Origin of the sequence: Sphingopyxis sp. Root154 (assembly GCF_001427105.1) — a bacterium.
Lineage (GTDB): Bacteria > Pseudomonadota > Alphaproteobacteria > Sphingomonadales > Sphingomonadaceae > Sphingopyxis.
Map to the genome: position 1 here is coordinate 170179 of NZ_LMGI01000004.1, position 21557 is coordinate 191735.

23 protein-coding genes are annotated in these 21557 nt (G+C 64.2%); 6 read left to right on the forward strand and 17 right to left on the reverse strand.

The genetic code is table 11. The annotated features are described in order from the left end of the window. Positions 1–99: 99 nt before the first annotated feature. Positions 100–1686 (forward strand): GMC family oxidoreductase, encoded by a 1587-nt coding sequence (locus ASD73_RS20495; RefSeq protein ID WP_056367771.1) that lies wholly within the window; start codon positions 100–102, stop codon positions 1684–1686. Here ASD73_RS20495 and ASD73_RS20500 read toward each other — a convergent pair. Beyond that, positions 1683–2225 carry a winged helix-turn-helix transcriptional regulator gene (locus ASD73_RS20500; RefSeq protein ID WP_056367773.1) on the reverse strand — a complete coding sequence of 181 codons (543 nt, stop codon included), beginning with the start codon at positions 2223–2225 and terminating at the stop codon, positions 1683–1685. The genes ASD73_RS20495 and ASD73_RS20500 overlap by 4 nt on opposite strands. A 95-nt stretch (positions 2226–2320) precedes the next feature. Here ASD73_RS20500 and ASD73_RS20505 point away from each other — a divergent pair, with 95 nt between their 5' ends. Both ASD73_RS20505 and ASD73_RS20510 read left to right on the forward strand, forming a co-directional pair. Next, positions 2321–2695, forward strand: coding sequence for a VOC family protein (locus tag ASD73_RS20505; RefSeq protein ID WP_162248179.1), 375 nt, complete (start codon positions 2321–2323; stop codon positions 2693–2695). Then, a complete protein-coding gene (locus tag ASD73_RS20510) occupies positions 2692–3171 on the forward strand; it encodes a hypothetical protein (RefSeq protein WP_056367777.1) in 480 nt (159 codons plus the stop codon). Before ASD73_RS20505 ends, ASD73_RS20510 begins: the two co-directional genes overlap by 4 nt. Before the next feature lie 231 nt (positions 3172–3402). On the opposite strand, the gene ASD73_RS20515 is transcribed toward ASD73_RS20510, so the two are convergent. From ASD73_RS20515 to ASD73_RS20575, 13 genes are all read right to left on the reverse strand, one after another. Further along, positions 3403–5793: a TonB-dependent receptor gene (locus tag ASD73_RS20515; protein WP_056367779.1), complete on the reverse strand. Its 2391-nt coding sequence runs from the start codon at positions 5791–5793 to the stop codon at positions 3403–3405. A 301-nt stretch (positions 5794–6094) separates the two neighbouring features. After that, the gene (locus tag ASD73_RS20520) at positions 6095–7444 is read right to left on the reverse strand and encodes an ammonium transporter (protein ID WP_056367781.1); all 1350 of its coding nucleotides are present in this window, start codon (positions 7442–7444) and stop codon (positions 6095–6097) included. 17 nt (positions 7445–7461) lie between these two features. Then, complete coding sequence (locus ASD73_RS20525) at positions 7462–7800, reverse strand: P-II family nitrogen regulator (protein WP_056367782.1); 339 nt, start codon at positions 7798–7800, stop codon at positions 7462–7464. Positions 7801–7956: 156 nt separating this feature from the next. After that, positions 7957–8664: an endonuclease/exonuclease/phosphatase family protein gene (locus ASD73_RS20530; protein WP_056367792.1), complete on the reverse strand. Its 708-nt coding sequence runs from the start codon at positions 8662–8664 to the stop codon at positions 7957–7959. 18 nt (positions 8665–8682) lie between these two features. After that, entirely contained in the window at positions 8683–8913 is a 231-nt protein-coding gene (locus tag ASD73_RS20535) for a putative signal transducing protein (RefSeq protein WP_056367795.1), read from the reverse strand. Then, on the reverse strand, positions 8913–9473 hold the full coding sequence (locus ASD73_RS20540) for a pyridoxamine 5'-phosphate oxidase family protein (RefSeq protein WP_056367796.1): 561 nt from the start codon (positions 9471–9473) through the stop codon (positions 8913–8915). Before ASD73_RS20540 ends, ASD73_RS20535 begins: the two co-directional genes overlap by 1 nt. A gap of 28 nt (positions 9474–9501) precedes the next feature. Beyond that, positions 9502–10071: a DUF924 family protein gene (locus ASD73_RS20545; protein WP_235534628.1), complete on the reverse strand. Its 570-nt coding sequence runs from the start codon at positions 10069–10071 to the stop codon at positions 9502–9504. 88 nt (positions 10072–10159) lie between these two features. Continuing rightward, entirely contained in the window at positions 10160–10561 is a 402-nt protein-coding gene (locus tag ASD73_RS20550) for a hypothetical protein (RefSeq protein ID WP_056367802.1), read from the reverse strand. 84 nt (positions 10562–10645) lie between these two features. Beyond that, positions 10646–11866, reverse strand: a complete 1221-nt coding sequence (locus ASD73_RS20555; protein ID WP_082521745.1) for a hypothetical protein — start codon at positions 11864–11866, stop codon at positions 10646–10648. Between the two features lie 182 nt (positions 11867–12048). Then, positions 12049–13488: a metalloprotease TldD gene (gene tldD, locus ASD73_RS20560; RefSeq protein ID WP_056367803.1), complete on the reverse strand. Its 1440-nt coding sequence runs from the start codon at positions 13486–13488 to the stop codon at positions 12049–12051. Between the two features lie 39 nt (positions 13489–13527). Then, positions 13528–14025, reverse strand: coding sequence for a DUF4402 domain-containing protein (locus ASD73_RS20565; protein WP_056367807.1), 498 nt, complete (start codon positions 14023–14025; stop codon positions 13528–13530). Between the two features lie 154 nt (positions 14026–14179). Continuing rightward, a complete protein-coding gene (locus tag ASD73_RS20570; protein ID WP_037513506.1) occupies positions 14180–14377 on the reverse strand; it encodes a zinc-finger domain-containing protein in 198 nt (65 codons plus the stop codon). Positions 14378–14499: 122 nt separating this feature from the next. Then, the gene (locus tag ASD73_RS20575) at positions 14500–15060 is read right to left on the reverse strand and encodes a DUF4402 domain-containing protein (protein WP_056367809.1); all 561 of its coding nucleotides are present in this window, start codon (positions 15058–15060) and stop codon (positions 14500–14502) included. Between the two features lie 102 nt (positions 15061–15162). Between ASD73_RS20575 and ASD73_RS20580 the strand changes: the two genes are divergently transcribed. The 3 genes from ASD73_RS20580 to ASD73_RS20590 all read left to right on the forward strand — a co-directional run bounded on the left by ASD73_RS20580 (position 15163) and on the right by ASD73_RS20590 (position 18551). Beyond that, positions 15163–16086: an ABC transporter ATP-binding protein gene (locus ASD73_RS20580; RefSeq protein WP_056368262.1), complete on the forward strand. Its 924-nt coding sequence runs from the start codon at positions 15163–15165 to the stop codon at positions 16084–16086. A gap of 98 nt (positions 16087–16184) precedes the next feature. After that, positions 16185–17768, forward strand: a complete 1584-nt coding sequence (gene nadB, locus ASD73_RS20585; protein ID WP_056367812.1) for an L-aspartate oxidase — start codon at positions 16185–16187, stop codon at positions 17766–17768. 57 nt (positions 17769–17825) lie between these two features. Further along, positions 17826–18551, forward strand: a complete 726-nt coding sequence (locus ASD73_RS20590) for an AAA family ATPase (protein ID WP_056367815.1) — start codon at positions 17826–17828, stop codon at positions 18549–18551. Between the two features lie 3 nt (positions 18552–18554). On the opposite strand, the gene ASD73_RS20595 is transcribed toward ASD73_RS20590, so the two are convergent. Genes ASD73_RS20595 through ASD73_RS22880 form a run of 3 tightly spaced genes read right to left on the reverse strand, consistent with a single transcriptional unit; the run spans position 18555 to position 21551 of the window. Next, positions 18555–18800, reverse strand: a complete 246-nt coding sequence (locus ASD73_RS20595) for a GlsB/YeaQ/YmgE family stress response membrane protein (protein ID WP_056367817.1) — start codon at positions 18798–18800, stop codon at positions 18555–18557. Beyond that, positions 18797–19996: a M20 metallopeptidase family protein gene (locus ASD73_RS20600; protein WP_056367820.1), complete on the reverse strand. Its 1200-nt coding sequence runs from the start codon at positions 19994–19996 to the stop codon at positions 18797–18799. The genes ASD73_RS20595 and ASD73_RS20600 overlap by 4 nt, the downstream gene beginning before the upstream one ends. Continuing rightward, positions 19986–21551: a hypothetical protein gene (locus ASD73_RS22880; protein ID WP_156407297.1), complete on the reverse strand. Its 1566-nt coding sequence runs from the start codon at positions 21549–21551 to the stop codon at positions 19986–19988. The genes ASD73_RS20600 and ASD73_RS22880 overlap by 11 nt, the downstream gene beginning before the upstream one ends. Positions 21552–21557: the final 6 nt, after the last annotated feature.

Here is a 21557-nt window from a genome sequence, read left to right on the forward strand (position 1 = left end):
TAGCGGGGGCGACGGTATTGGTCTTGCCTCACCCCCTAATGACATTCATGTAAGCATCCGGGCGACCGCCAGCAGGCGGCGCGAGGGAGAGTCGCAAGCATGGATCAGTTCGACATCATCGTCATCGGCGGCGGCAGCGCGGGGAGTGCGGCGGCGGGGCGGCTGGCCGAGGACGGCAAGCGGACGGTATGTCTGGTCGAGGCGGGAGGGCGCAACGACACGGTGCGGGTCAAGACCCCGGGCTTCATGCCCTTCATTCCGAAATCGTCCAATTATCAGTATGAGACGGTGCCGCAGGCGGGTCTGAACGGCCGCATCGGATACCAGCCGCGCGGGCGCGGGCTGGGCGGGTCGAGCGCGATCAACGCGATGGTCTATATCCGCGGCCATGCCTTCGATTATGACCAGTGGGCGGCGCTTGGCGCGACGGGCTGGAGCTATGCCGACGTGCTGCCCTTCTTCAAGCGGAGCGAGAGCAATGAGCGCGGCGGCGACGAATTCCACGGGAGCGGCGGCCCGCTCAATGTGATGGACCAGCGCTGGCCCAATGTGACAAGCCGGCGTTTCATCGAGAGCGCGGCGTCGCTGCAATTGCCGCGCACGGCGGATTTCAATGGCCCCAGCAACGAAGGCTTTGGGCTCTATCAGGTGACGCAAAAGGGCGGCGAACGCTGGTCGGCGGCGCGCGCCTATGTCGAGCCGCTGCGCGAGCATGGCAATTTCGCGGTGCGAACCGGCGCGCTCGTCGAGAAGATACTCGTCGAGGACGGGCGCGCGACGGGGGTGGTGATCCGGCGCGGTGGACGCCGCGAGACGCTGCGCGCGCGGGGCGGGGTGATCCTGTCGGCCGGCGCCTTCAACAGCCCGCAGATATTGATGCTGTCGGGGATCGGTCCGGGCGCGCATCTCAAGGACAAGGGGATCGAGGTGATGCTCGACCGCGCGGGGGTCGGCGACAATCTGCAGGACCATATCGATTATGTGTCGAGCTGGGAGACACGTTCGACCGAGCCGTTCGGTGACAGCCTCGGCGGCACCTGGCGGATGGTGAAGGCGATCTTCGAGCACCGGACGAAACGCAGCGGGATCATGACGACCTGCTTTGCCGAGGCGGGGGGCTTCTGGAAATCGCGCGCCGACCTGCCCGCGCCCGACATCCAATATCATTTCGTGCCCGCGATGCTCGAGGATCATGGGCGCACCAAGGTCAAGGGTCATGGCTTTTCGTGCCACGCCTGCGTGCTGCGGCCCGAGAGCCGCGGGACGGTGCGGCTCGCGTCGGGCGATGCCGCGGCGGCGCCGGCGATCGACCCGGGCTTTTTGACCGACGAACGTGACATGGCGACCTTGCGGGCGGGAGTGCGGATGATGCACCGCATCGCGGCGGCGCCCCCGCTCGCGGACTATGCGGGTGCCGACCGGCACCCGGTGAATATCGACGATGACGCGGCGCTCGACGCGTTGATCCGCAGCCGCGCCGACACCGTCTACCATCCCGTCGGGACGTGCCGGATGGGGAATGACACCGATGCGGTGGTCGATCCGATGCTCAAGCTGAACGGTATCGACGGGCTTTGGGTGGCCGACGCGAGCGTCATGCCGCGGCTGGTGTCGGGTAACACCAACGCGCCGAGCATCATGATTGGCGAACGCGCTGCCGATTTCGTGAAGGCCGCGCTGAACTAGGCGGTGCAGGCTGCGGCGAGCAGCGTACCGCGTTTCGTCAGGTCGTAGCGGCTGGCCGGCGGACGCATGTCGAGTATTTCGCGCGTCACCAGCCCGTGCTTCCCTAGCGCAGTCAGGCCCTGCGACAGCGCGCGCGGGGTGGCAGGGATCAGCAGGCGCGAGAGCGCGTTGAAGCGGTCATGCCCCGCGCCGATCCCTACGATGAGCGGAAGTCCCCAGCGCGTCGCGGCGCCCGGTGGCAGGCCGATTTCCGACTGCGCTTCGCTGATCGTTGCGGCGCGCGCGGCGACGGCGGCACCCGATTCGGTCAGGATATATTCGGGGCGGAGCGGGTGGCCGTGGCCCGGGTTGCGCTGCACCCAGCCGATCGCGGTGGCCGCCTCCAGCGTGCGCGCGCAGCTGTCGCGCGAAAGCCCTAACCGGTGGATCAGTTCAACGAAGCGCGCCCCCTTGTGTGCTGCCAGATCGGCGAGCAGCGGCACTAGCCAGCGATGGCTGCCGAGCTGAATCAGCACGGGGTCGGGCGTGGTTGACGGCATTTGCAACTAACTATACAAACCGGACCAGTGAAGCAAGCGATATGGGCCATGCGATTCTCCGCGCGGCTCGACGCTTCGCGAAAAGGGAGGAATATATGGCGCTTCAGATCGGATCCGAGCTTACCTGTTCGATGGGGGTCAAGGACATGACGGCGTCGATCGCCTGGTACGAGCGGGTAATGCATTGCACGCTGCTCTACCGCGCCGACGAGATCGGCTGGTGCGAGCTCAAGACGCCGATGGCGGGGGTGAATATCGGGCTCAGCCAGGTCGAGGCGGTCGTGCAGGGCGGCGGCGCGACCAATGTGTTCGAGGTCGCCGATATCGAGGAGGCGAAGGCGCATCTCGACGCCGAGGGGGTGCGGCAGGACGGCGATATCCAGCATATTCCGGGGCTGGTGAAGCTGCTCACTTTTTACGATCCCGACGGTAACGCCTTCATGTTCTCGCAGTCCGAGATCGCGGCATGATATCGCTCGGGTGGGCGGTGGCGGCACTCGTCGCGCCGGCCGCGCCCACCGTCGAAGCCCCTTCGCTCGCCGCCTGGCACGGAAGCTGGGCGGGTGACGGCGAGGCGTTCGGCAAGCCCGCGACCGCGACGCTCGCCATCGCGCCGGGCGAGGGTGGGACGACGACGCTCGCCTATCGTCTGGGCATCGCGGGGACGCGGCGCGTCGTCTATTCGGCCGAGGCGACTTACGCGTTCGATGCGAAGGGGCGCGTGCGCGGGAAATGGACCGACAGCACTGGCCGCACACGCGCGGTCGCGGGCGGGGTCAATGCGGCGAAATGGTGGACACATTGGGGCAGCGCCGATGTCGAGATCGGCCGATCGACCTATGCCCTTGAAGCGGGTGGAAGACTCGTCGTCAGCGATTCGATTCTGCAGGACGACGGCAGCTGGCGCGTCTTCGCCATGCTGCGCTACACGCGCACAAATCCCTGAAAACTGACGATTTTGGCCGATACCCGTGCTGCGCACAAAAAAAGAGGGCCGGGACTTGCGTCCCGGCCCAGCCTTTCAGGCTCTCCCCTCCTGAAACTGTTGACGCAATGAATGCCATATTAATGTCATGTTGGGAAGGCTAAAATTGCGGCAATGCTGCGCAAATTTTGTGCAACATTTCAGAGCGTAAAAATGGGCCGGAACGCGTCCGCGTCCGGCCCATTTCTCCCCTCAGAAGCCCTTGCGAACGGTGACGCCGAAAGTGCGCGGCTGGTTCGTCGCAAAGCCGAGGCGCGCGCGCCCGCCGCGTTCGCGATCGAAGGCGAGCAGCGCATTTTCGTCGAGCAGATTGTTCACATAGACCGAGATTTCGAACTCGTTCGGAAACTCGATCCCCGCGCCGAGGTTCACCAGCTGATAATCGGGTAGTTTGAGGTCGAGCGTGGTCGCCGAGGCGATCGGCGCGCCGCCGAAGGTGAAACCGTGGACGAAGGTCCGCGGGTTGTTTTCCTGGTCGCCGGGCTGGGTGTAGCGGCTGCCGACATGCTGGAAGGATGCCGTGACGAAGGCGTTGGTGTCCGACGAGGCATCGAGCGGGAAGCTGTAGGTCGCGTTCGCCGCCATCTGGAACTTCGGCACCGAGGGCAGGCGGTTGCCGTTGCGGATGCCCTCGATCACCGTCCCGTTCGGGCGCGTGAGCGTCGAATCGAATTCGGCCTCGACATAACTGCCCGACAATCCGAGATCGAAGCCGGTGAAGGGGCTGGCCGACAGTTCGAACTCGAGCCCCATCGTGTGTGCGTCGGCGTTGAACACGATACGCGACGAGCAGCTGCCGGCATCGGCGGTGACCTGCAGATTGTTGATCTTGGTATAGAAGCCGGCGGCGTTGAAGGTGATGCCACCGAACTGCGCCTTCACCCCGCCTTCATAGTTCCACAAGGTTTCGTCGTCGTAGCGCGGGCGACCGCTGAAGGTCTGCGCGTCGGGGCCGTTCGGCACGCCGCCGTCGCACAGCGGCAGGTTGAGCGGATCGTTGACGCCGCCGAGGCGGAAGCCCTTCGACGCCTGCGCGTTGAGCGTGATGCCGTCGGCGACATCGTAGCTGAGCAGCAAGCGCGGCGAGAAGCCGGTCGACGAGGTCTTGTCGCGGGCATTGTCGCCGTTGGGGAATAGCCCGCCCGATACGAAACGCCGGCTTTCGTCGAAAGCATAATAACGACCGCCGAGCGTCGCGGTGAAGGCTTCGGTGAGGTCGTAGCTCAGCTCGCCGAAAATAGCGATCTGCGACAGGTCATAAGGGATGTCGGCGTTATAGGGCGAATCGGGACCAAAGCCGTTGGCGAGCGCCGCCGAGGTGCCCGCGCCGAACCTCGCATCGGTGAACACGTCATAACCCGGCGTCGGAAGGCGCTGGGTATAGTCACGTTTGACGTTGGCATAATAGCCGCCGACGAGCCACTGGAAGGGGCCGGTTCCCGCCGAGTTCACCCGCAATTCCTGCGTGAATTGCTTGACGCCCGTGGTGTCGACAAGGTTCGAGGGCAACAATATGCCCGCAACCGGAAAACCGAGGTCGGCCGAAACGCTGCCCGTCAGCGCGCTCGCGTCGCGGCTGACGAGGATGTCGCGGTCGGTATAGGTCGTCACCGACGTCACGCCGATCACGTCACCATCATAGCTCATTGTCAGGTCGAAGAGCTTGACCTCATCCTCGAACGCCTCGTCGAGCAGCAGATATTGCTGGCGTTCCTTGAAGGTCACCTGCGGTCGCGTCGTCGTGAACTGGTTGGCGAAGAGGTTATAGACCTCCTGCCGGTTGAAGCCGTCGGTCTTGACCTTTTGATAGACGAAGCGCGGGGTGATCGACAGATTCTCGGCAGGTTTCCACAGCAGCGAGAAGCGTCCGCCATAGCGTTCGCCGCTGTTGACGTCCTCGCTCTCGCCGCCGCCTTCGCGCAGCGCATTAATGAAGCCCGCGTAACGCGTATAATAGCCGACCGCGCGCATCGCGAGATTGGGGCTCAATGGCAGGTTGATCGCGCCCTTGAGGTGGCCGCCGAAATCGTCGCCGTCGACGAGGTTCACATTGCCTTCGACCTTGCCCTCGATGCCGTCGAGATTGGGCTGGTTGGTAATGTAGCGGAGCGTGCCGCCGACCGAACCCGAGCCGAAGAGCGTGCCCTGCGGCCCGCGCAGCGTCTCGACGCGGTTGAGGTCGAACAGGTCGAGGTCGGGGGTGAAGAGCGACAGCGAGACGACCGATTCGTCGAGATAGACGCCAACCTGTTCCTTCACGCCCGGCTGGTCCCGCGCGATCTGGCCCGCCGAGACGCCGCGCACCGACACCTGGCTTTGCCCGGGCCCGAGATTCTGGACCGTCAGGCCCGCGACGTTGCGCGACAGATCCTCGACCGTACTCGCGTTTGCGCGCTCGATCGCCTGTTCGGTCTGCGCGTTGATCGAAAAGGGAACGTCCTGCAGGCTCGCGTCGCGCTTGGTCGCGGTGACGATAATCTCGTTGCCGTCATAGCTGTTCGCAGGCGCGTCCTGCGCCACTGCCGGGGTGCTTGCAAGCGCAAGGCACGACAAGCCCGCGAGCATAGATGCTCGTGCATTCATGATAATCCTCCTCCTGATGGCCAATCTACGCTGGTCCGGGCGGGAGGGTGCGCTTCTTGTTTCCATTACGCAATGGCGCATGAATATTGCGCGAAATAAAGGCCGGGACATGTTGCGCGCCAGCCACAGTAAGAAAATGACAAAAATGGACGGGACTGTGCCCCGCGCTCGCGGCCATTCCCGCCATAAAAAAAGGCCGGGACCTGTGTCCCGGCCAGTGGTTCGCAGGAGGAACCTCGGTAGGATCCCGCCGCCGCCGTTTGAAAGGAGAGAGACGTGCGGCGACGGGTATCCTGTCTCGTCAGTAGTTGTAGGCGCGCTCCCCATGTTCGCCGAGATCGAGCCCTTCGCGTTCGACCTCTTCCGAAACGCGGAGGCCGGTGAGCAGCTTGGCGACATAGATCGCGATGACGGTGCCGACGCTGGCCCAGACGATCGTCGCAGCAACCGCCGAGACCTGCGTCACAAGCTGCGGTCCCATCGCAAAATCGTCGCCGCCGGGGCCGCCGAGGCTCGGGGCGTAGACGATGCCGGTACCGATCGCGCCGACGATGCCGCCGATGCCGTGGATGCCGAAGGCGTCGAGCGAGTCGTCATAGCCGAGCTTGGGCTTGAGCACCGTCACGGCATAGAAGCAGATCAGCGAAGCGACGGCGCCGAGAATGATGGCGCCGAAGGGGCCCGAATTGCCCGCCGCCGGGGTCACCGCGACGAGGCCGGCGATGATGCCCGAACAGAAGCCGAGTGCCGAAGGCTTATGGCCCGCGAGTTTTTCGGCGAGCATCCAGAACAGCGCGGCGGAAGCGGTGGCGACGAAGGTGTTGATCATCGCGAGCGCGGCCGAGCCATTGGCTTCGAGCGCCGAGCCGGCGTTGAAGCCGAACCAGCCCACCCACAGCATGCCGGTGCCGACCATCGTGAGGGTCAGCGAGTGCGGCGCCATGATTTCCTTCTGGTAACCGATGCGCTTGCCGAGGATCATCGCGGCGACAAGCGCCGAGACACCCGCGTTGATGTGTACGACGGTGCCGCCGGCGAAATCGAGCGCGCCCATTTCGAAGAAGAGGCCGCCCGCCGCCCACACCATGTGCGCGATCGGGAAATAGACGATCGTCAGCCAGATCGCGCCGAACACCATCACCGCCGCGAATTTCATGCGTTCGACGACCGATCCGAGGACCAGCGCGAGGGTGATCGCGGCAAAGGTCATCTGGAAGCTGATGAACACATATTCGGGCAGCTTGAAGCCGTCGCTGAACGTGTCGGCGAGGCTGTCGGGCGTGACGCCGGCGAGGAAGAATTTGCCCCATGCGATGAAGGCATTGCCCTCGGGGCCGAAGGCGAGGCCGTAGCCGTAGATCACCCAGATGATCATCGCGAGGCAGGCGGCGGCGCCGATCTGCGTCATCGTCGAGAGCATATTCTTGGTGCGCGTCAGACCGCCATAGAAGAGCGCGAGGCCCGGCAGGATCATCAGCAGCACCAGGACGGTCGAGGTCATCATCCAGGCGGTGTCGCCCTTATCGACTACAGCTTCGATCACCGGTTCAGGTGCCGCCGCGGCGGCTTCCTGCGCCCAGACGGGCAGCGCGGCGAACAGCGAGAGGCCGATGGCCCCGGCGCCCGCCGCAAATTTGTTTGCGAACGTCATAGTTTCCCCCTTCGTCATTACAGTGCCGCCTCGCCGGTCTCGCCGGTGCGGATGCGCACCGCCTGACCCACGTCCAGGACGAAAATCTTGCCGTCGCCGATCGATCCGGTTCCGGCCGTGTGCTGCAGCGTCTCGACGACGCGCGGTGCAAGCGCGTCGTCGCAGACGAGCTCGATCTTCACCTTTGGCACCATGTTGGTGGCATATTCGGCGCCGCGGTAGATTTCGGTCTGCCCCTTTTGCCGGCCGAAGCCCTTGACCTCGGTCACGGTCATGCCGGCGATGCCCAGTCCGGTGAGCGCCTCGCGCACCTCGTCGAGCTTGAATGGTTTGATGATGGCCAAGATCAGCTTCATGACGCCCCCTTTTGCTAATGGCACCATGTTGCACTGCAACGGGCGTGCCAGATTGCGCGGGGGGCGCGGAAGTTGACATTTTACGACGGTTTAATGGCGTCCACAGCGAACAATCGTTCGTTCGCTAAGCAGGGGAGGCAGGCTTTTGCCTAAATTTTAGGCAGGGCGATCGGCTGCCTTGAACCGCGCCCATATCGGCAGATGGTCCGATGCGCGCGCCGCAAGTGGGCTCTGGTGGACGCCCGCATCGATCGCCTCGAGATCAGGGGTCGCGAAGATGCGGTCGAGTTTGGCGACCGGGCGTCGGCTGTGGAAGCTGTGGCCGGTCTCGACAAGCCGGTGGCGTTCGCCGAAATCGGCAAGGCAGCCGCCGCGCGGCCGCCATTCGTTGCAGTCGCCCATCAGGATCGTCGGCAATTCCTCGCCCTCTGCGACATGATTGAGGATCGCGCGCGCCTGCTGGCGGCGCCGCAGCCCCGAAATGTCGAGGTGCATGCCGACGACGCGCAGCCGCGTCTCGCCGATACGGATCGTCGCCGCGACGGCACCGCGGGGTTCGAGCGTCGGCAGGTGGAGCGCGTGGCTTTCCTCGACCACGGCGCCCTTGCGCACGAGCAGCGCATTGCCGTGCCAGCCGATCGCATAGGGACGGCCGCTGAGCAGGTCGACGGGGACATAGTCGCTATGCTCTTCGAACATATGCGGCGGGATCGCGCTTGCGCGCGTGCCGAAACGGCGGTCTGCTTCCTGCAGCGCGACGATATCGGCGTCGAGTTCGCCGAGCACCGACAGCACCCGGCCGGGGTCGCGGCGCCGGTCTAGCCCGATGCCCTTGCGCATATTGTAACTGGCGACCTTGATCATGACGTGTTTTTCAAGCGCTCAGGCCGCACTTCCGTTCCCGCCAGCCTCAAATTCGGCGATCAGCGCTTGCGCTTCGTCCAGATCCTCGTCGAGCACCATGATGCGCACGGGAATGAGCAAGCCGACGCTTTCGGCGATATTCATGCCCGCGTCGAAGCACACCGCATGGACCCCCGCGCTTTCGAGGCGGCCGCGCAGCAATTCGGCCTCGGCGCCGTTGGGCAGGCGTACTAGCTCGACGAGCGGCATCAGGCGTCGCCCACGATGAAACGGTCGGTCGGGCGCGTCGGCAGGCCGTCGATGCTGCGGTCGCGTTCCTTGAACTTTTCGACCCACAGGGCGCGGTCGGCCTGGCGGTGATATTTCTGCAGCGTGTCGCGCTCGTGCTGCAACTCCATCATCGGCACGCCCCAGCCGCAGCTAGTCTGCACGCTTTCGACGTCGATGACGAAAATCTGGCGTGTGCCAGGAAGTAGGGTGAAGTGTGCGGCGAGCGCGTCCCACTCGGCATCTTGCGGCAGCACGGGGCGGCCGCGGCCATAGATGCGCAGGATCAGCGCGCTGCGGTCGAAGGCGCAGAACATGATCGTGATGCGCCCGTCGGCGGCGAGGTGCGCGTGTGTCTCATTGCCCGAACCGCCGAGGTCGAGATAGGCGACCTGTCGGTCCGACAGAATCTTGAAGCTGTCGGCATAGCCCTTGGGCGACAGGTTGATGCGCGCGCCCTCGGCCGCCGTCGCGGTGAAAAAGACCGGCTGCTTTTCGATGAAGGCGATATGCTTGTCGGTCAGCGTATCGGTGAATTCCATGGCTGTTCTCCGTATCGGTGCAGGCCTATCACCAATTCTTGCCCTCTTCTATCGCGGCTTCCTCGTCGGCGCGGGTCGCGCGGCCGAGAGCCGCGTTGCGGTGCGGGAAGCGGCCGAAGCGGTCGACGACGTCGAAATGCTTTTGGGCATAGTCCTGGAACATCGGATCGTCGAACTGCGCGAACAGGCGCAGCGATTCGCGCTGGTCGCCCATATTTTCGCTGTGCTGGAAGGGCAGGCAGGCGAACTGACGCCGCTCGTCGGGCCAGTTTTCGTGCCAGCCGCGCGCGACGATACCGTGCGCGATCGCGCGGGCGAGGTCGTCGGTTGCGAAGGCGTCGGCGTGGCCGCGATAGATGTTGCGCGGGACCTGATCGAACAGGATCGTCGCGGCGAGCGCCGTGTCGGGATCGGTCAGGAAGGCTTCGGCGGGCTGCGAGCGCAACGCTTCGTGCCAGCCCTCCGCCAGATCGCGGACGGCGTCGTCGAATTCGGCGCCGCCGCCGTACCAATCGTCCATACCATGGTTATCAAACCAGAAGGCGAGGAGTTGCCGGGCCCAGTCGGTGGGCGGCGGGGCGTTTTCGTTTTCGGTCAAGATCGTCGGTTCCCTGAAAGAGTCATCCCGGCTTTTGCCGGGATGACGACTTTAATATGGAACCAGGGGCGCGCAACCGCGCCCGGGCTCATTCGCCCTTGGCGCGGCGATAGGGGACGAATTCGCCGAGCGACACAAAGCCGCTGTACATATGGCTCGTGCGGTCATGCAGTTCGAGGGTGTCGATGCTGCACAGCTGGCTCCCCGACGTCTTGAGGACGAGAATATCGTCGTCGTCGAGCGATTCGGCGCCGCCCCTGGGACGGTTGACCCAAAGGGTGCTACCGACCCGGTAGACGATCGCCGTCTTGTCGATGATCTGCGAGCTGCGCGTCGTCGAAAGCGGGATGCAATTCTGCGGTTCGCCCGCGACGCGGCCTTCGAGCAGCTTGGCGAGTTGGTCCTCGGGAGCAAGCTTTTCGCGCGCGGTGGCGGCGGGGGCGACCACGATGGCTGCGGCGGCAAGAAGTGCCGGGATGAGGTGACGCATGGGTTCGACTCCTGTCTTCATCATACCCTACCCGGTGCTTCCTTTAGGCCACCCGGCGTGAACAGGGCCTGACTCGTCGCCGTTTCAGCACGCGCCGTCGGGCAGCGGGATGCCCAGCGGACCTTTGCATTTCTTCTTCTTCGCGGGCTCGACCGGCGTACTGCCACCCGTGCTTGCCCCACCCATGCCGCCGAAGTCGGCGCCGATCATCAGCATCGTGTGCGAGCGGAAGCGGACTTTCGCGGTCCAGTCGATATTCCACACGGCGTTGCCCGCGGGCTTCGGCGGATAGGAGAAATTGGCTTCGGGCCCGAAAGCGTTCAAATTGCCGATCATCATTTCGCCCGAGGCTTTCTTGACCTCGGCGGGAATCTGGCAGCTCGTCTGGCTGGGCGGCATCACGATCTTCTTGGTGACAAGGTTCGCGACGACCGAGGGCGGCAGCCAGTCCCAGAGACCGCCGCCGAATTCCTTCGATGCGCTGCTCGTCCACCAGACGATATCGCCGAGATCATTCTTGCCGCCGCCATTGCCCATGCCGCCGATCGTCCACGCGACATAGCCGGTCGCGCTCGGCACCGAATTCCAGCGGACCATCACCGACTGGTCGCCTTGGATCGCGGTCGAGGCGCTGATCCCCTGCATATAGTCCTGCGCGAGGGTGAAGTTGATATCGGGGCCGATATTGCTCGCGACGCGGTGCGCGCCGAGCAGCGACGAGCCCGATCCGGGCTGCTTGCCGCCCTTGTTGTTCGGCCAGTCGACATAGGAACGGCTGTTCGCCTTGCTCACTTCGCGGATCACCGGGACCGCGCTCGAGAAGAGATTGGGCGGCATCTGGCCCGCGGCGACCTTGGCGAAATCGATCACCACCGGCTGGCCGGGCCCCGCCTTCGCGCCGCAGCCCCAATAGAGGAGCAGGCGGCCTTTCGGGCGTTCGAACGGGGCGGTGCCGGGCTCGTCCTTGCCCTCGATCGTCGTCAGCGGGACCGATTTGCCCATCTTCGCCTGCGGCAGGAAGAAATGGTCGCCCTTCGGCGGCGGCGCAGTGGCCGCGTCGTTCGAGCCGAGGCGGAGGAGGAGCTGGTGCGCGACCTTGCTCGACGGATCGCCGCCGAACATCATCCCCATCGCGCCGCCGAGGCCGCCCCTGCCGCCGCCCGCCATCGCGGCGAAGCCCGACATCGTCGCGACGTCCATCTCGTAACGCTCTTTGGGGCCGGTGGTTTTTTGCGCCGAGCCGGGAACGGCGGCGAGGATCGCGGCGACGGCGGCCACGGAAACGAAACGCAGATTCGAACGCATATTACCCTCCCTGTTGCGAGGGATACCCCCGCGGATGATGCGACCGATTCTTTTTCTTGTTTGCGCAAGCTATATGCGCGGGAGGGGCGAACGCCAAGTGAGGGCGATCACAGGCTGCATACATCGGCAGAAGCCGGTGCCCGGTTGGTCGAAACTGGGCCCGGCTTTCACCGGGGAACAGATCAGGCCGTGCCGCCCACGGTCAGCCCGCTGACCAGCAGGGTCGGTTGGCCGACGCCCGCGGGGACGCTCTGGCCGCCCTTGCCGCAGATGCCGATGCCCTCGTCGATCGCCATGTCATTGCCGATGCCCGTGACTTTCGTCAGCACGCTCGGCCCGTCGCCGATCAGCGTCGCGCCCTTGATCGAGTCGCCGAGCTTGCCGTTCTCGATCTTGTACGCCTCGGTGCAGCTGAAGACGAACTTGCCTGACACGATGTCGACCTGTCCGCCGCCGAAGCTCTTCGCGAAAATACCGTTCTTGACGCGGCTGAGCAGTTCGGCGGGATCGTCGTTGCCGCCGCGCATGAAGGTGTTGGTCATCCGCGGCATCGGCGCGTGCGCGAAGCTTTCGCGGCGGCCGTTGCCGGTGGGTTCGACCCCCATCAGGCGCGCATTGAGACGGTCCTGCATATAGCCTTTGAGGATGCCGTCCTCGATCAGCACGGTCTCGCCGGTCGGCGTGCCTTCGTCGTCGATGCTGAGCGAGCCGCGGCGACCGCCGCCGACCGGGCTGTCCATCGCGCCGTCGTCGACGACGGTGACGCCGGGCGCGGCGACGCGTTCGCCGATGCGGCCCGAGAAAGCGCTCGTGCCCTTGCGGTTGAAATCGCCTTCGAGCCCGTGGCCGACGGCTTCATGCAGTAGCACGCCGGGCCAGCCGGGGCCGAGCAATACGGTGAACTCGCCCGCCGGGGCATCGACCGCGCGCAGGTTGACAAGCGCCTGCGCCAGCGCCTCGTCGATCGCGCGGTTCCACTTTGCGGGTTCGAACAGATGGTCGTACATGTAACGCCCGCCGAGGCCGAAATAGCCGGTTTCGCGGCGGCCATTCTCTTCGACGACGATCGAGACGTTGAGGCGGACGAGCGGGCGGATGTCGGTCGCGAGGAAGCCGTCGGCGCGGACGATCTCGACCACCGACCAGCTGCCCGCGAGCGCGACCGAAACCTGGACGATGCGCGGATCACGCTCACGCGCGGCGGCGTCGATTTCCTGGCAGAGCGCGACCTTCTTGGCGAAGGGGATGAGGTCGAGCGGGTTCGCCTCGTCGTAAAGATGGCGGTTGGTGCGCGGCGGCGGCGCGGCGTGCGTCTGATTCGACGGGTCGAGCAGCGCGAGCGTTTCGGCGGCGCGACGGATCGCGCCGGCGCTGATGTCGCTGGCATGCGCAAAGCCCGTCATCTCGCCCGACACGGCGCGCAGGCCAAAGCCCGCGTCGGTCGAATAATCGGCGGTCTTGAGGCGGCCGTCGTCGAAACCGAAGCTCTCGGTCGCGCGATATTGCAGGTAAAGCTCGCCGTCGTCGGCCTTGGCGAGCGCTTCGCGCGCGAGCGCCTGCGCCAGATCGGGGTCGAGCGCATCGGCGCGATAGAGGAAGCGGCGGGGGTCGAGACTGGTCATGGAGCCGATATAGGCACGCGCGTCCCCCGACGCCAGCGGTCAGAGATAATTGACGGTCAGCGTGAAGGTGCCGCTGTAATCGCCCTCGGGCTGGTTCGCGGGGACGGTCAAGGTGCCGCCGATATAATAGGTCTGCACCCCGCTCGGCAGCAATGTCCCGCTGAGCAGCGCGATGCCGCCGCCGCTGGTGCTCGCGGCGCGGACAAGGCTCGCGGTCATCGGCGCCGCGCCGCCGCCCGCGCGCGTCAGCGTGACCGAGGTGCTGCCCGATACGGTGATGAGCAATATGCCGCCGGTGCCCTGAAACACCGCGCGCTGCGCCGCCGAACCCACCGGGGTCACGCCGCCGGCGGTGGTGCGCGAATTGGTGACGGGGTTGATCGTGACGGTGCCGCCGGTGGCGCCGCTGATCAGCGTGCCGAAATCGAGATCGTCGGTCTTGATCAGCGTGTTCGGGCGGACGACCGCCGCATTGGCGGTGCCCGCCATGTCGGCGGCCCAGGCCGGTCCGCACAGCGCCGCGCCTGCCGATGCCACGGCGATGGTCAGGGCGCGAGCAGCACCCCGACAGTTTCTGGTCCCTTGAATCCCCACAGATTCTGCTCCTGTCTGGCACATCTTATGCCAGCGAGGCGTTCATCTCCGATGCACGGGGTTGGTGAATCGGCCGTTTACTTCCGAGGGCCGGAATTCAGCCTTTATCGGCGATCCCGCCGATCAAAATGAAGCGCCGGTCGCAATAGCCGCAGTCGGCGAAACCTTCGTCAGTGTCGATTTCGAGCCACACGCGCGGGTGGCCGAGCGCCGCATCGGCGAGGCCGTCGCCGGTGCCGTCGCAGGCGATGCGGGTCTTGGGCGTGCGGATGGTTTCGGGTGCGGGCTGGGTCATCGACCGCGCCCATAGCAAGCAGCGCGGGCGCCCGCAATCGTGTTGGGCTTTGACGGCACCGGTGCAGGCACCCTTTCGGGTGCAAGTGGTCCCCCGGTGCCGTCTTCCCCCCACAGGAAGGCCTAAAGATAGTTCAAGGTGATCGTGAACGTGCCGCTGTAATCGCCCGGCGCCTGGTTGGCGCCGACTTCGAGCGTGCAGCCGACCGGAAAATTATAGTTTCCAAGCGTCGAGGTGATGCGGAAACGCGTCGGCGCCGTCGACAGCATCGCGGTCGGGGTGCTGCCGATCTCGAAATCGCGCACGCGCATTCGCACCCCCGGCCCGGTGATCCAGATACTGTTCGATCCGAGCGAGATGTTGACCTGGCGGTTGAAGCTGCCGAGTCCCGCAAAGCGCGCGGGCTCGCCGCCACCCCGTGCGAGCGTCACGCCGCCGGTGCGGGTGCGCGTGCCGTCGGGTTCGATCGTGACGGTCCCCGCGGTCGCCGACGGGATGATGTCGCCGAAATCGAGGTCGCCCACCTTAAAGAAGGACAGCGGGCGAAGCACGATGGCTTCGGCTTCGCCTTGCGCGCGGCCCTGCGCCAGCGCCGGCAAAGCGGTCGTGGGCGCGATCAGGAGCGCAAAGATGGCTAGGCCGCGCTGCACAGGCAGCGGGCAAATGATGTGGCTGGTCCTCACGCCTGCTGCTCTAGCGGTGAGTTTCCAATTTAGCGTTAATGCGGTGCTGACGAAAAATTAGCGGGCTTTCGCACGCCGAGGCTCGCGGCTATGGAGGCCGCCATGAGTGAAGCCGCCATCCGCATCGACGCCGTCTCCAAACTCTATGCCGGCGGCAAGCGGGCGCTCGACAATGTCAGTTTCGACGTGCCGCGCGGCCAGATCTTCGGGCTGCTCGGGCCGAACGGCGCGGGCAAGTCGACGCTGATCAACATCCTCGCGGGGCTCGTCAACAAGACGAGCGGGCATGCGAGCATCTGGGGCTTCGACATCGACGCCGATCCGCGCAACGCCAAATATTCGATCGGCATCGTGCCACAAGAGATCGTTTTCGATCCCTTCTTCACCCCGTACGAGACGCTCGAGAATCAGGCGGGGCTGTACGGGGTGCCGAAGGGCAAGCGTATTTCGGACGAACTGCTCGCGGCGGTGCATCTTTCGGACAAGCGCGACGCCTATGCGCGCACGCTGTCGGGGGGGATGAAGCGGCGGTTGCTCGTGGCAAAGGCGATGGTGCATTCGCCGCCGATCATCGTCCTTGACGAACCCACCGCGGGGGTCGACATCGAGCTGCGCCAGCAGCTTTGGGACTATGTGCAGCGGCTCAACGACCGCGGCGTCACCGTGGTGCTGACGACGCACTATCTGGAGGAAGCCGAGGAACTGTGCGACCGCATCGCGATCATCAACCATGGCAAGCTGATCGCGAACAAGCCGACGCGCGAGCTGGTCGACATGGCACGCGAGAAGATCGTCGTGGTCACGCTCGACGCCGATATTACCGACCTGCCGACGCACCCTGCGTTCGAGAAGGTCGAGCGCGAGGGCGAGCGCGGGCTGGCGATCAGTTACAACAAGGACCGCATGAACGCGGGCGAGGTGCTCGCCGCGGTCAATGCGATGGGGCATGGCATCGTCGATGTCTCAACGCGCGAGGCCGATCTGGAAGATGTGTTCCTGAATCTGACGCGGGCGGCGAATGGCTAGCTTCAATTTCCGTTCGCATCGAGCGAAGTGGAGATGCCCATCGGCATGGCTCAAGGGCGCGGGGTGTCTCCACTTCGCTCGACACGAACGGAAATTGAATGGCTGAAAATCTCCACGACGTCATCATCGTCGGCTCGGGCGCTGCGGGCCTCACCGCCGCGATCGCGCTCGCCGATCATTGTCGCGTGCTCGTACTCGCGAAAGGCGAGCTGACCGGCGGGTCGACCGCGTGGGCACAGGGCGGGATCGCGGCGGTGCTCGACGCGGGCGATACGTTCGAGAATCATATCGAGGATACGATGGTCGCGGGCGCGGGGCTAAACCGGCGCGAGACGGTCGAGTTCGTTGTCGAGAACGCGCCGCACGCGATCGAGCGGCTCGTCGAGATGGGCGTGCCGTTCAACAAGGACGCCGAGGCGCTGCATCTGACGCGCGAGGGCGGGCATTCGCATCGCCGCATCGTCCATGTCGACGATGCGACCGGCTGGGCGGTGCAGGCGGCGCTGCTCAAGACCGCCGAGGCGCATCCGAATATCACATTATTGCCGGGGCAGGCGTGCATCGACCTGACCACCGGCCGCCACGAGGCGCGCTATTCGGGCTCGGGCCGCGTCTGGGGCGTCTACGCGCTCGATGAAAAGACCGGCAAGGTCCATGCGCATGTCGGGCGCGCAACGATCCTTGCGAGCGGCGGTGCGGGGCGTGTGTACCAGTTCTCAACGGCGCCGCGCGGCGCGACGGGCGACGGGATCGCGATGGCGTGGCGCGCGGGCGCGCGGGTCTCGAACATGGAAATGATGCAGTTCCACCCGACCTGTCTCTATAATCTCGACGTCAAGAATTTCCTGATCACCGAGGCGGTGCGCGGCGAGGGCGGGATCCTGAAGCATCCCGTGACCGGGCACCGCTATATGCCTGATTATGACGCGCGCGCCGAACTGGCCCCGCGCGATGTCGTCGCGCGCGCGAACGACGACCAGATCAAGCGGTCGGGACTCGATTATGTCCACCTCGACATCAGCCATCAGGACCCCGATTTCGTCGCCGGGCATTTCCCGAACATCTATGAAAAGCTGCTGACGCTCGGCATTGACATGACGAAGCAGCCGATCCCGGTTGTGCCCGCGCAGCATTATACGTGCGGCGGGGTGCTGATCGACCTCGACGGGCGCACCGACCTGCCGGGGCTTTATGCGGCGGGCGAATGCACCGAGAGCGGGCTGCACGGCGCGAACCGTCTGGCGTCGAACTCGCTGCTCGAATGTTTCGTGTTCGGCGAGGCGGCGGCGAAGCATATCATCGAGAGCTGGGGCCAGCTCGACGCGCCGCCCGCGATCCGGCCGTGGGACGCCAGCCGCGTCACCGATTCGGACGAAGAGGTCGTCATCAAGCAGAACTGGACCGAGATCCGCCGCTTCATGTGGAATTATGTCGGCATCGTGCGCACGACCAAAAGGCTGGAGCGCGCGCGGCATCGCATCGATATGATGACGCACGAGGTCGAGGATTATTACGGCCATTTCCGCGTCACCACCGACCTGATCGAGCTCAGAAACCTGCTGCAATGCGCCGAGCTGATCGTGCGCAGCGCGCTCCACCGCAGGGAAAGCCGTGGGCTGCATTACACGCTCGATTATCCGGACCTGCTGCCCGAAGCGGTCGATACGGTGCTGGTGCCGTGATCGGTGGCTAAAGGGTCGCGGACGAAGCTTCCGCCGCCCTATTTACGGCGCGTGTGGATGCGCGAACCCGCCCGGGATGCGGACACGTCCGCCGTCGATCGGGATCAATATCCCTTCAATATCCCGCTGTTCGGTGATCCGGGGTTCGAAATCCGGTTCGAGAAACCCGTCACGATATTGGTCGGCGAAAACGGGTCGGGCAAATCGACCTTGCTCGAGGCGATAGCGGTGCTGGCCGGTTTCAGCGAGGGCGGGGGCGGCTACGGTCATATGGCGGTCGAGCGGTCGGACATCTCGGGCAGCGACGGCGGCCTATTGGTCGATGCCCTGCGCGCAGCGTGGCTGCCCAAGGTCGGCAGAGGCTTCTTTTTTCGCGCCGAAACCTTCTTCACGCTCGCACGCTACGTCGATCAGGCGGCTTTTGACTCGAACGCCGGGCGGCCCGATTATCTGTCCTGGTCGCACGGCGAAGGCTTCCTCCATTTTTTCGAGGAACGCGCCGATCAGCAGGGTATCTATATTTTCGACGAACCCGAATCGGCGCTCTCACCCTCGCGGCAATTCGAGTTCCTCAAGCTGCTTCGCCGTATCCAGCGCGCGAACAACAGCCAGGTCATCATGGCGACGCACTCGCCGATCCTGATGGCGCTGCCCGATGCGGATTTATGGCAGATCAGTCCGCTCGGGATCGAGCCGGTACAGCTCGAAGACACGGCGCATTACCGGCTCTATCGCGAATTCATGCTCTATCCGCACGAAACGGTCGAGGCGATGATCGAATAGGCGTCAGCCGCCGACGCCGAGCAGCCGTCCGACAAGGATCAGCACGACCGCGCCGATCACCGAGGCGAGGCAGCCCGCGCGGTGGAAGTCGCCGCGGCCGCGCGATGTCGCTAGCCCCGCAAGCAGCGAGCCGCCGATGCCGAGCAGGATCGTCGCGATCCATCCCATCTGGACCGCACCCGGATAAAAGAAGCGCGCGAGCGCGCCGATGATCAGGCCCGAGATGATCGCGCCAATGATGTTGATCATGCGTTGAATCCTTCGTTGAGGAAGCGTTCGGCGAGCGCGGCGTGCAATGCGGCGCCGCGCGCCATCACCTTTTCGTCGAGCACCATATGATTGCTGTGCAGGCCGCAGCAGGCACGCCAGTCGCTGCCTTCTTCGCTCGCGCCGAGCCAGAACATTGCGCCAGGGACTTTCTCGAGGACATAGGAGAAATCCTCGGCGCCCATCACGGGATTGTCCATCGTCAGCCATGCCGCCTCGCCAAAGGTGTCTTCGACGACCGACTTGCCGAAGGTTACGGCGCGGCTGTCGCAGATGGTGACGGGGAAGCCTTCTTCGATCGTCACTTCGGCGGTGCAGCCATGCGCCTCGGCGATCGCGGGGGCGAGGCGCTTCAGCTCGCGCGCGACCATCGCGCGGCGTTCGGGCGAAAGGGTGCGGATCGTGCCGACCATCTCGGCGGTTTCGGGGATGATGTTGTTCGTCGTGCCCGCGGCGATCTTTGCGATGGTGACCACGGCGGGGTCGAAAACCGAGATGCGGCGCGTGACCATCGTCTGGATCGCGGTGACGATCGAACAGGCGACAGGGATCGGGTCGATGCTGTCGTGCGGCATCGAGGCATGGCCGCCCGCGCCCTTGATGATGATCGAAAGGACATCGGACGAGGCGAGCAGCGGCCCCGCGCGCCCCGCGAAAATGCCGTGCGGCGCGTTCGGCATGATGTGAAGCGCAAAGGCGGCATCGGGCAGCGGGTCGATGATCCCGTCCTCGAGCATGAAGCGCGCGCCATGATGGCCCTCCTCGCCCGGCTGGAACATGAACATCACGGTGCCGGGCAGGCGGTCGCGCGCCGCGCACAGCAACTTCGCCGCGCCGACGAGCATCGCGACATGCGTGTCGTGCCCGCACGCATGCATCGCGCCGGCGATCTCGGAGGTGAAATCGAGGCCGGTGTCTTCGAGCAGGGGCAGCGCATCCATGTCGCCGCGCAGCAGCACGGTGCGCCCGTTCGCGGGGCCGCGCAAGATCGCGATCAGCCCGGTGGTCGACGGCCCCTCGCGAACCTCGAGCGGGAGGCCTGCGAGCGCGTCCTTGATCTTCGCGAGCGTCTTGGGGTTTTGCAGCCCGAGTTCGGGCTCGCGATGGATCGCGCGGCGCAGGTCGACGAGATCGCCCAAGAGAGTTTCGGCCTCGGCGGGCCACTCTTTAGTCGTCATTCAGTCCCCCCTTTTTGTCAGCCACATTACAGCCGACATCGATCAGAGCGTGTTGAAATACGGCACTATCTCGGACGCGGTCAAAATCGCGGTCGGCCAGGATCTGGCTACATTTCGGAAAACTAGTGTCTTTGTCTTTCGCATCTCGAAGCATTTTCGCGGCCGTTTCTGCGTCGCCGCGCACCCCTGCAATGCAGGCAAGATTGTAGCTCGCACAGCCAGGACGCAAGCCATTGGCTTTGTTTAACGCCTCCTCCGCCCTTGCAAGAAGTCGCTCCCTTTCTTCCTCCGTTTTGCGATTTCCGAATGCGATCAACGAGCAACCCAGATTATTGTATGCTTCATACATGTTTGCATCACATGCGATCGCTTCCACGTATTTTTCTATCGCGATCGCCCAGAGACTGTCGGCTTCATCATAGTCTCTGATGGCAGCCTTAGCGGTTGCTCGCTCATGTAACACGTTGCCCCAATTGCTGTAAGCGACATGCGACTTGGGATTGATGGCGAGCGCGGCCGAGTACTTCTCTGTTGCGAGATTCCAAAAATTATCGGCATCAACCTGGCGGCCAGCAGATGAGCTGTCCTTGGCCATTTCGTTGTAAACAATTCCCCAATTACTGAATGCGACGTCCATGTCAGGAGCAAGCGCTATGGCTTCAGCATGCTTCTCGCTTGCAAGCGTCCATAGCCTCTTCGCACCTTCTCTGTCTCCGGCAGATGCCTTTAGCTTGGCCTGCTCGTCCAAGGCATTGCCCCAGTTTGAAAGCGCTTTGGCGTGATCTGCTGGTTTGTCTTCTGGGCAACTTTCAATGTAGTCGGCATAGGCGTTCGAGGCTAAGTCAAATTTGTCCAATTTCGAGAGACCATAGGCAACAGCGAAAAGCGCATAAGCTCTATCTTCAGGATCCTCCGAATGAGCTTCAGCCATTTTTCGTGCAAGATCTATGTAGTGCTCCCAATTTCCTTCAGCTTCTGCACGTAAAATCATCAGCCTATACTCTAAAGGGGACCATTCATGTTTCGGATGTGCCTCTATATTGTTAGTGGCCCGTCTCAACTCGGCATCAACGGTAGCCGAGGAAAGCGTTTCCCCCTCACCCGGTAGCGCATTGGCGCGGGCCGCCAACGCATCGGATATGTCAACGATGCCTTTGTGCCGGTTGCTTGCATCGAGAGCTAAGTGATCGATCTTTTCCTTTGCTTCCCGCGCCTGTTTTGCAATCTTGGCGAGTTCATCTCGCATATCCTGAACTTCGGATCGAGCCGCGTTGGCAGCGCTACGCCAGGTGAAAAATCCGGCAGTTGCGAAGATTATCGTAATCAGGATTCCGTACAGGGCGATCCAATTTTCTAGTCGGCTATTGGCAGCAGAAATAAGTTCAGCTTTGGCTTCTGCTATGCTGGCATTGTGTTGAGCTTCCCGGCGCGCCTCGGTCTCTGCCGCGAGCGAGTTTTCTAGGGCGGCTGTGTCGACTACGGGTCGAACTGCCGCAGTCCCTTTAACTTTGGCTGGTGCGGCGCCGGCGTGAGTGAAACTAAGCGCAAACGCCAACAGCAG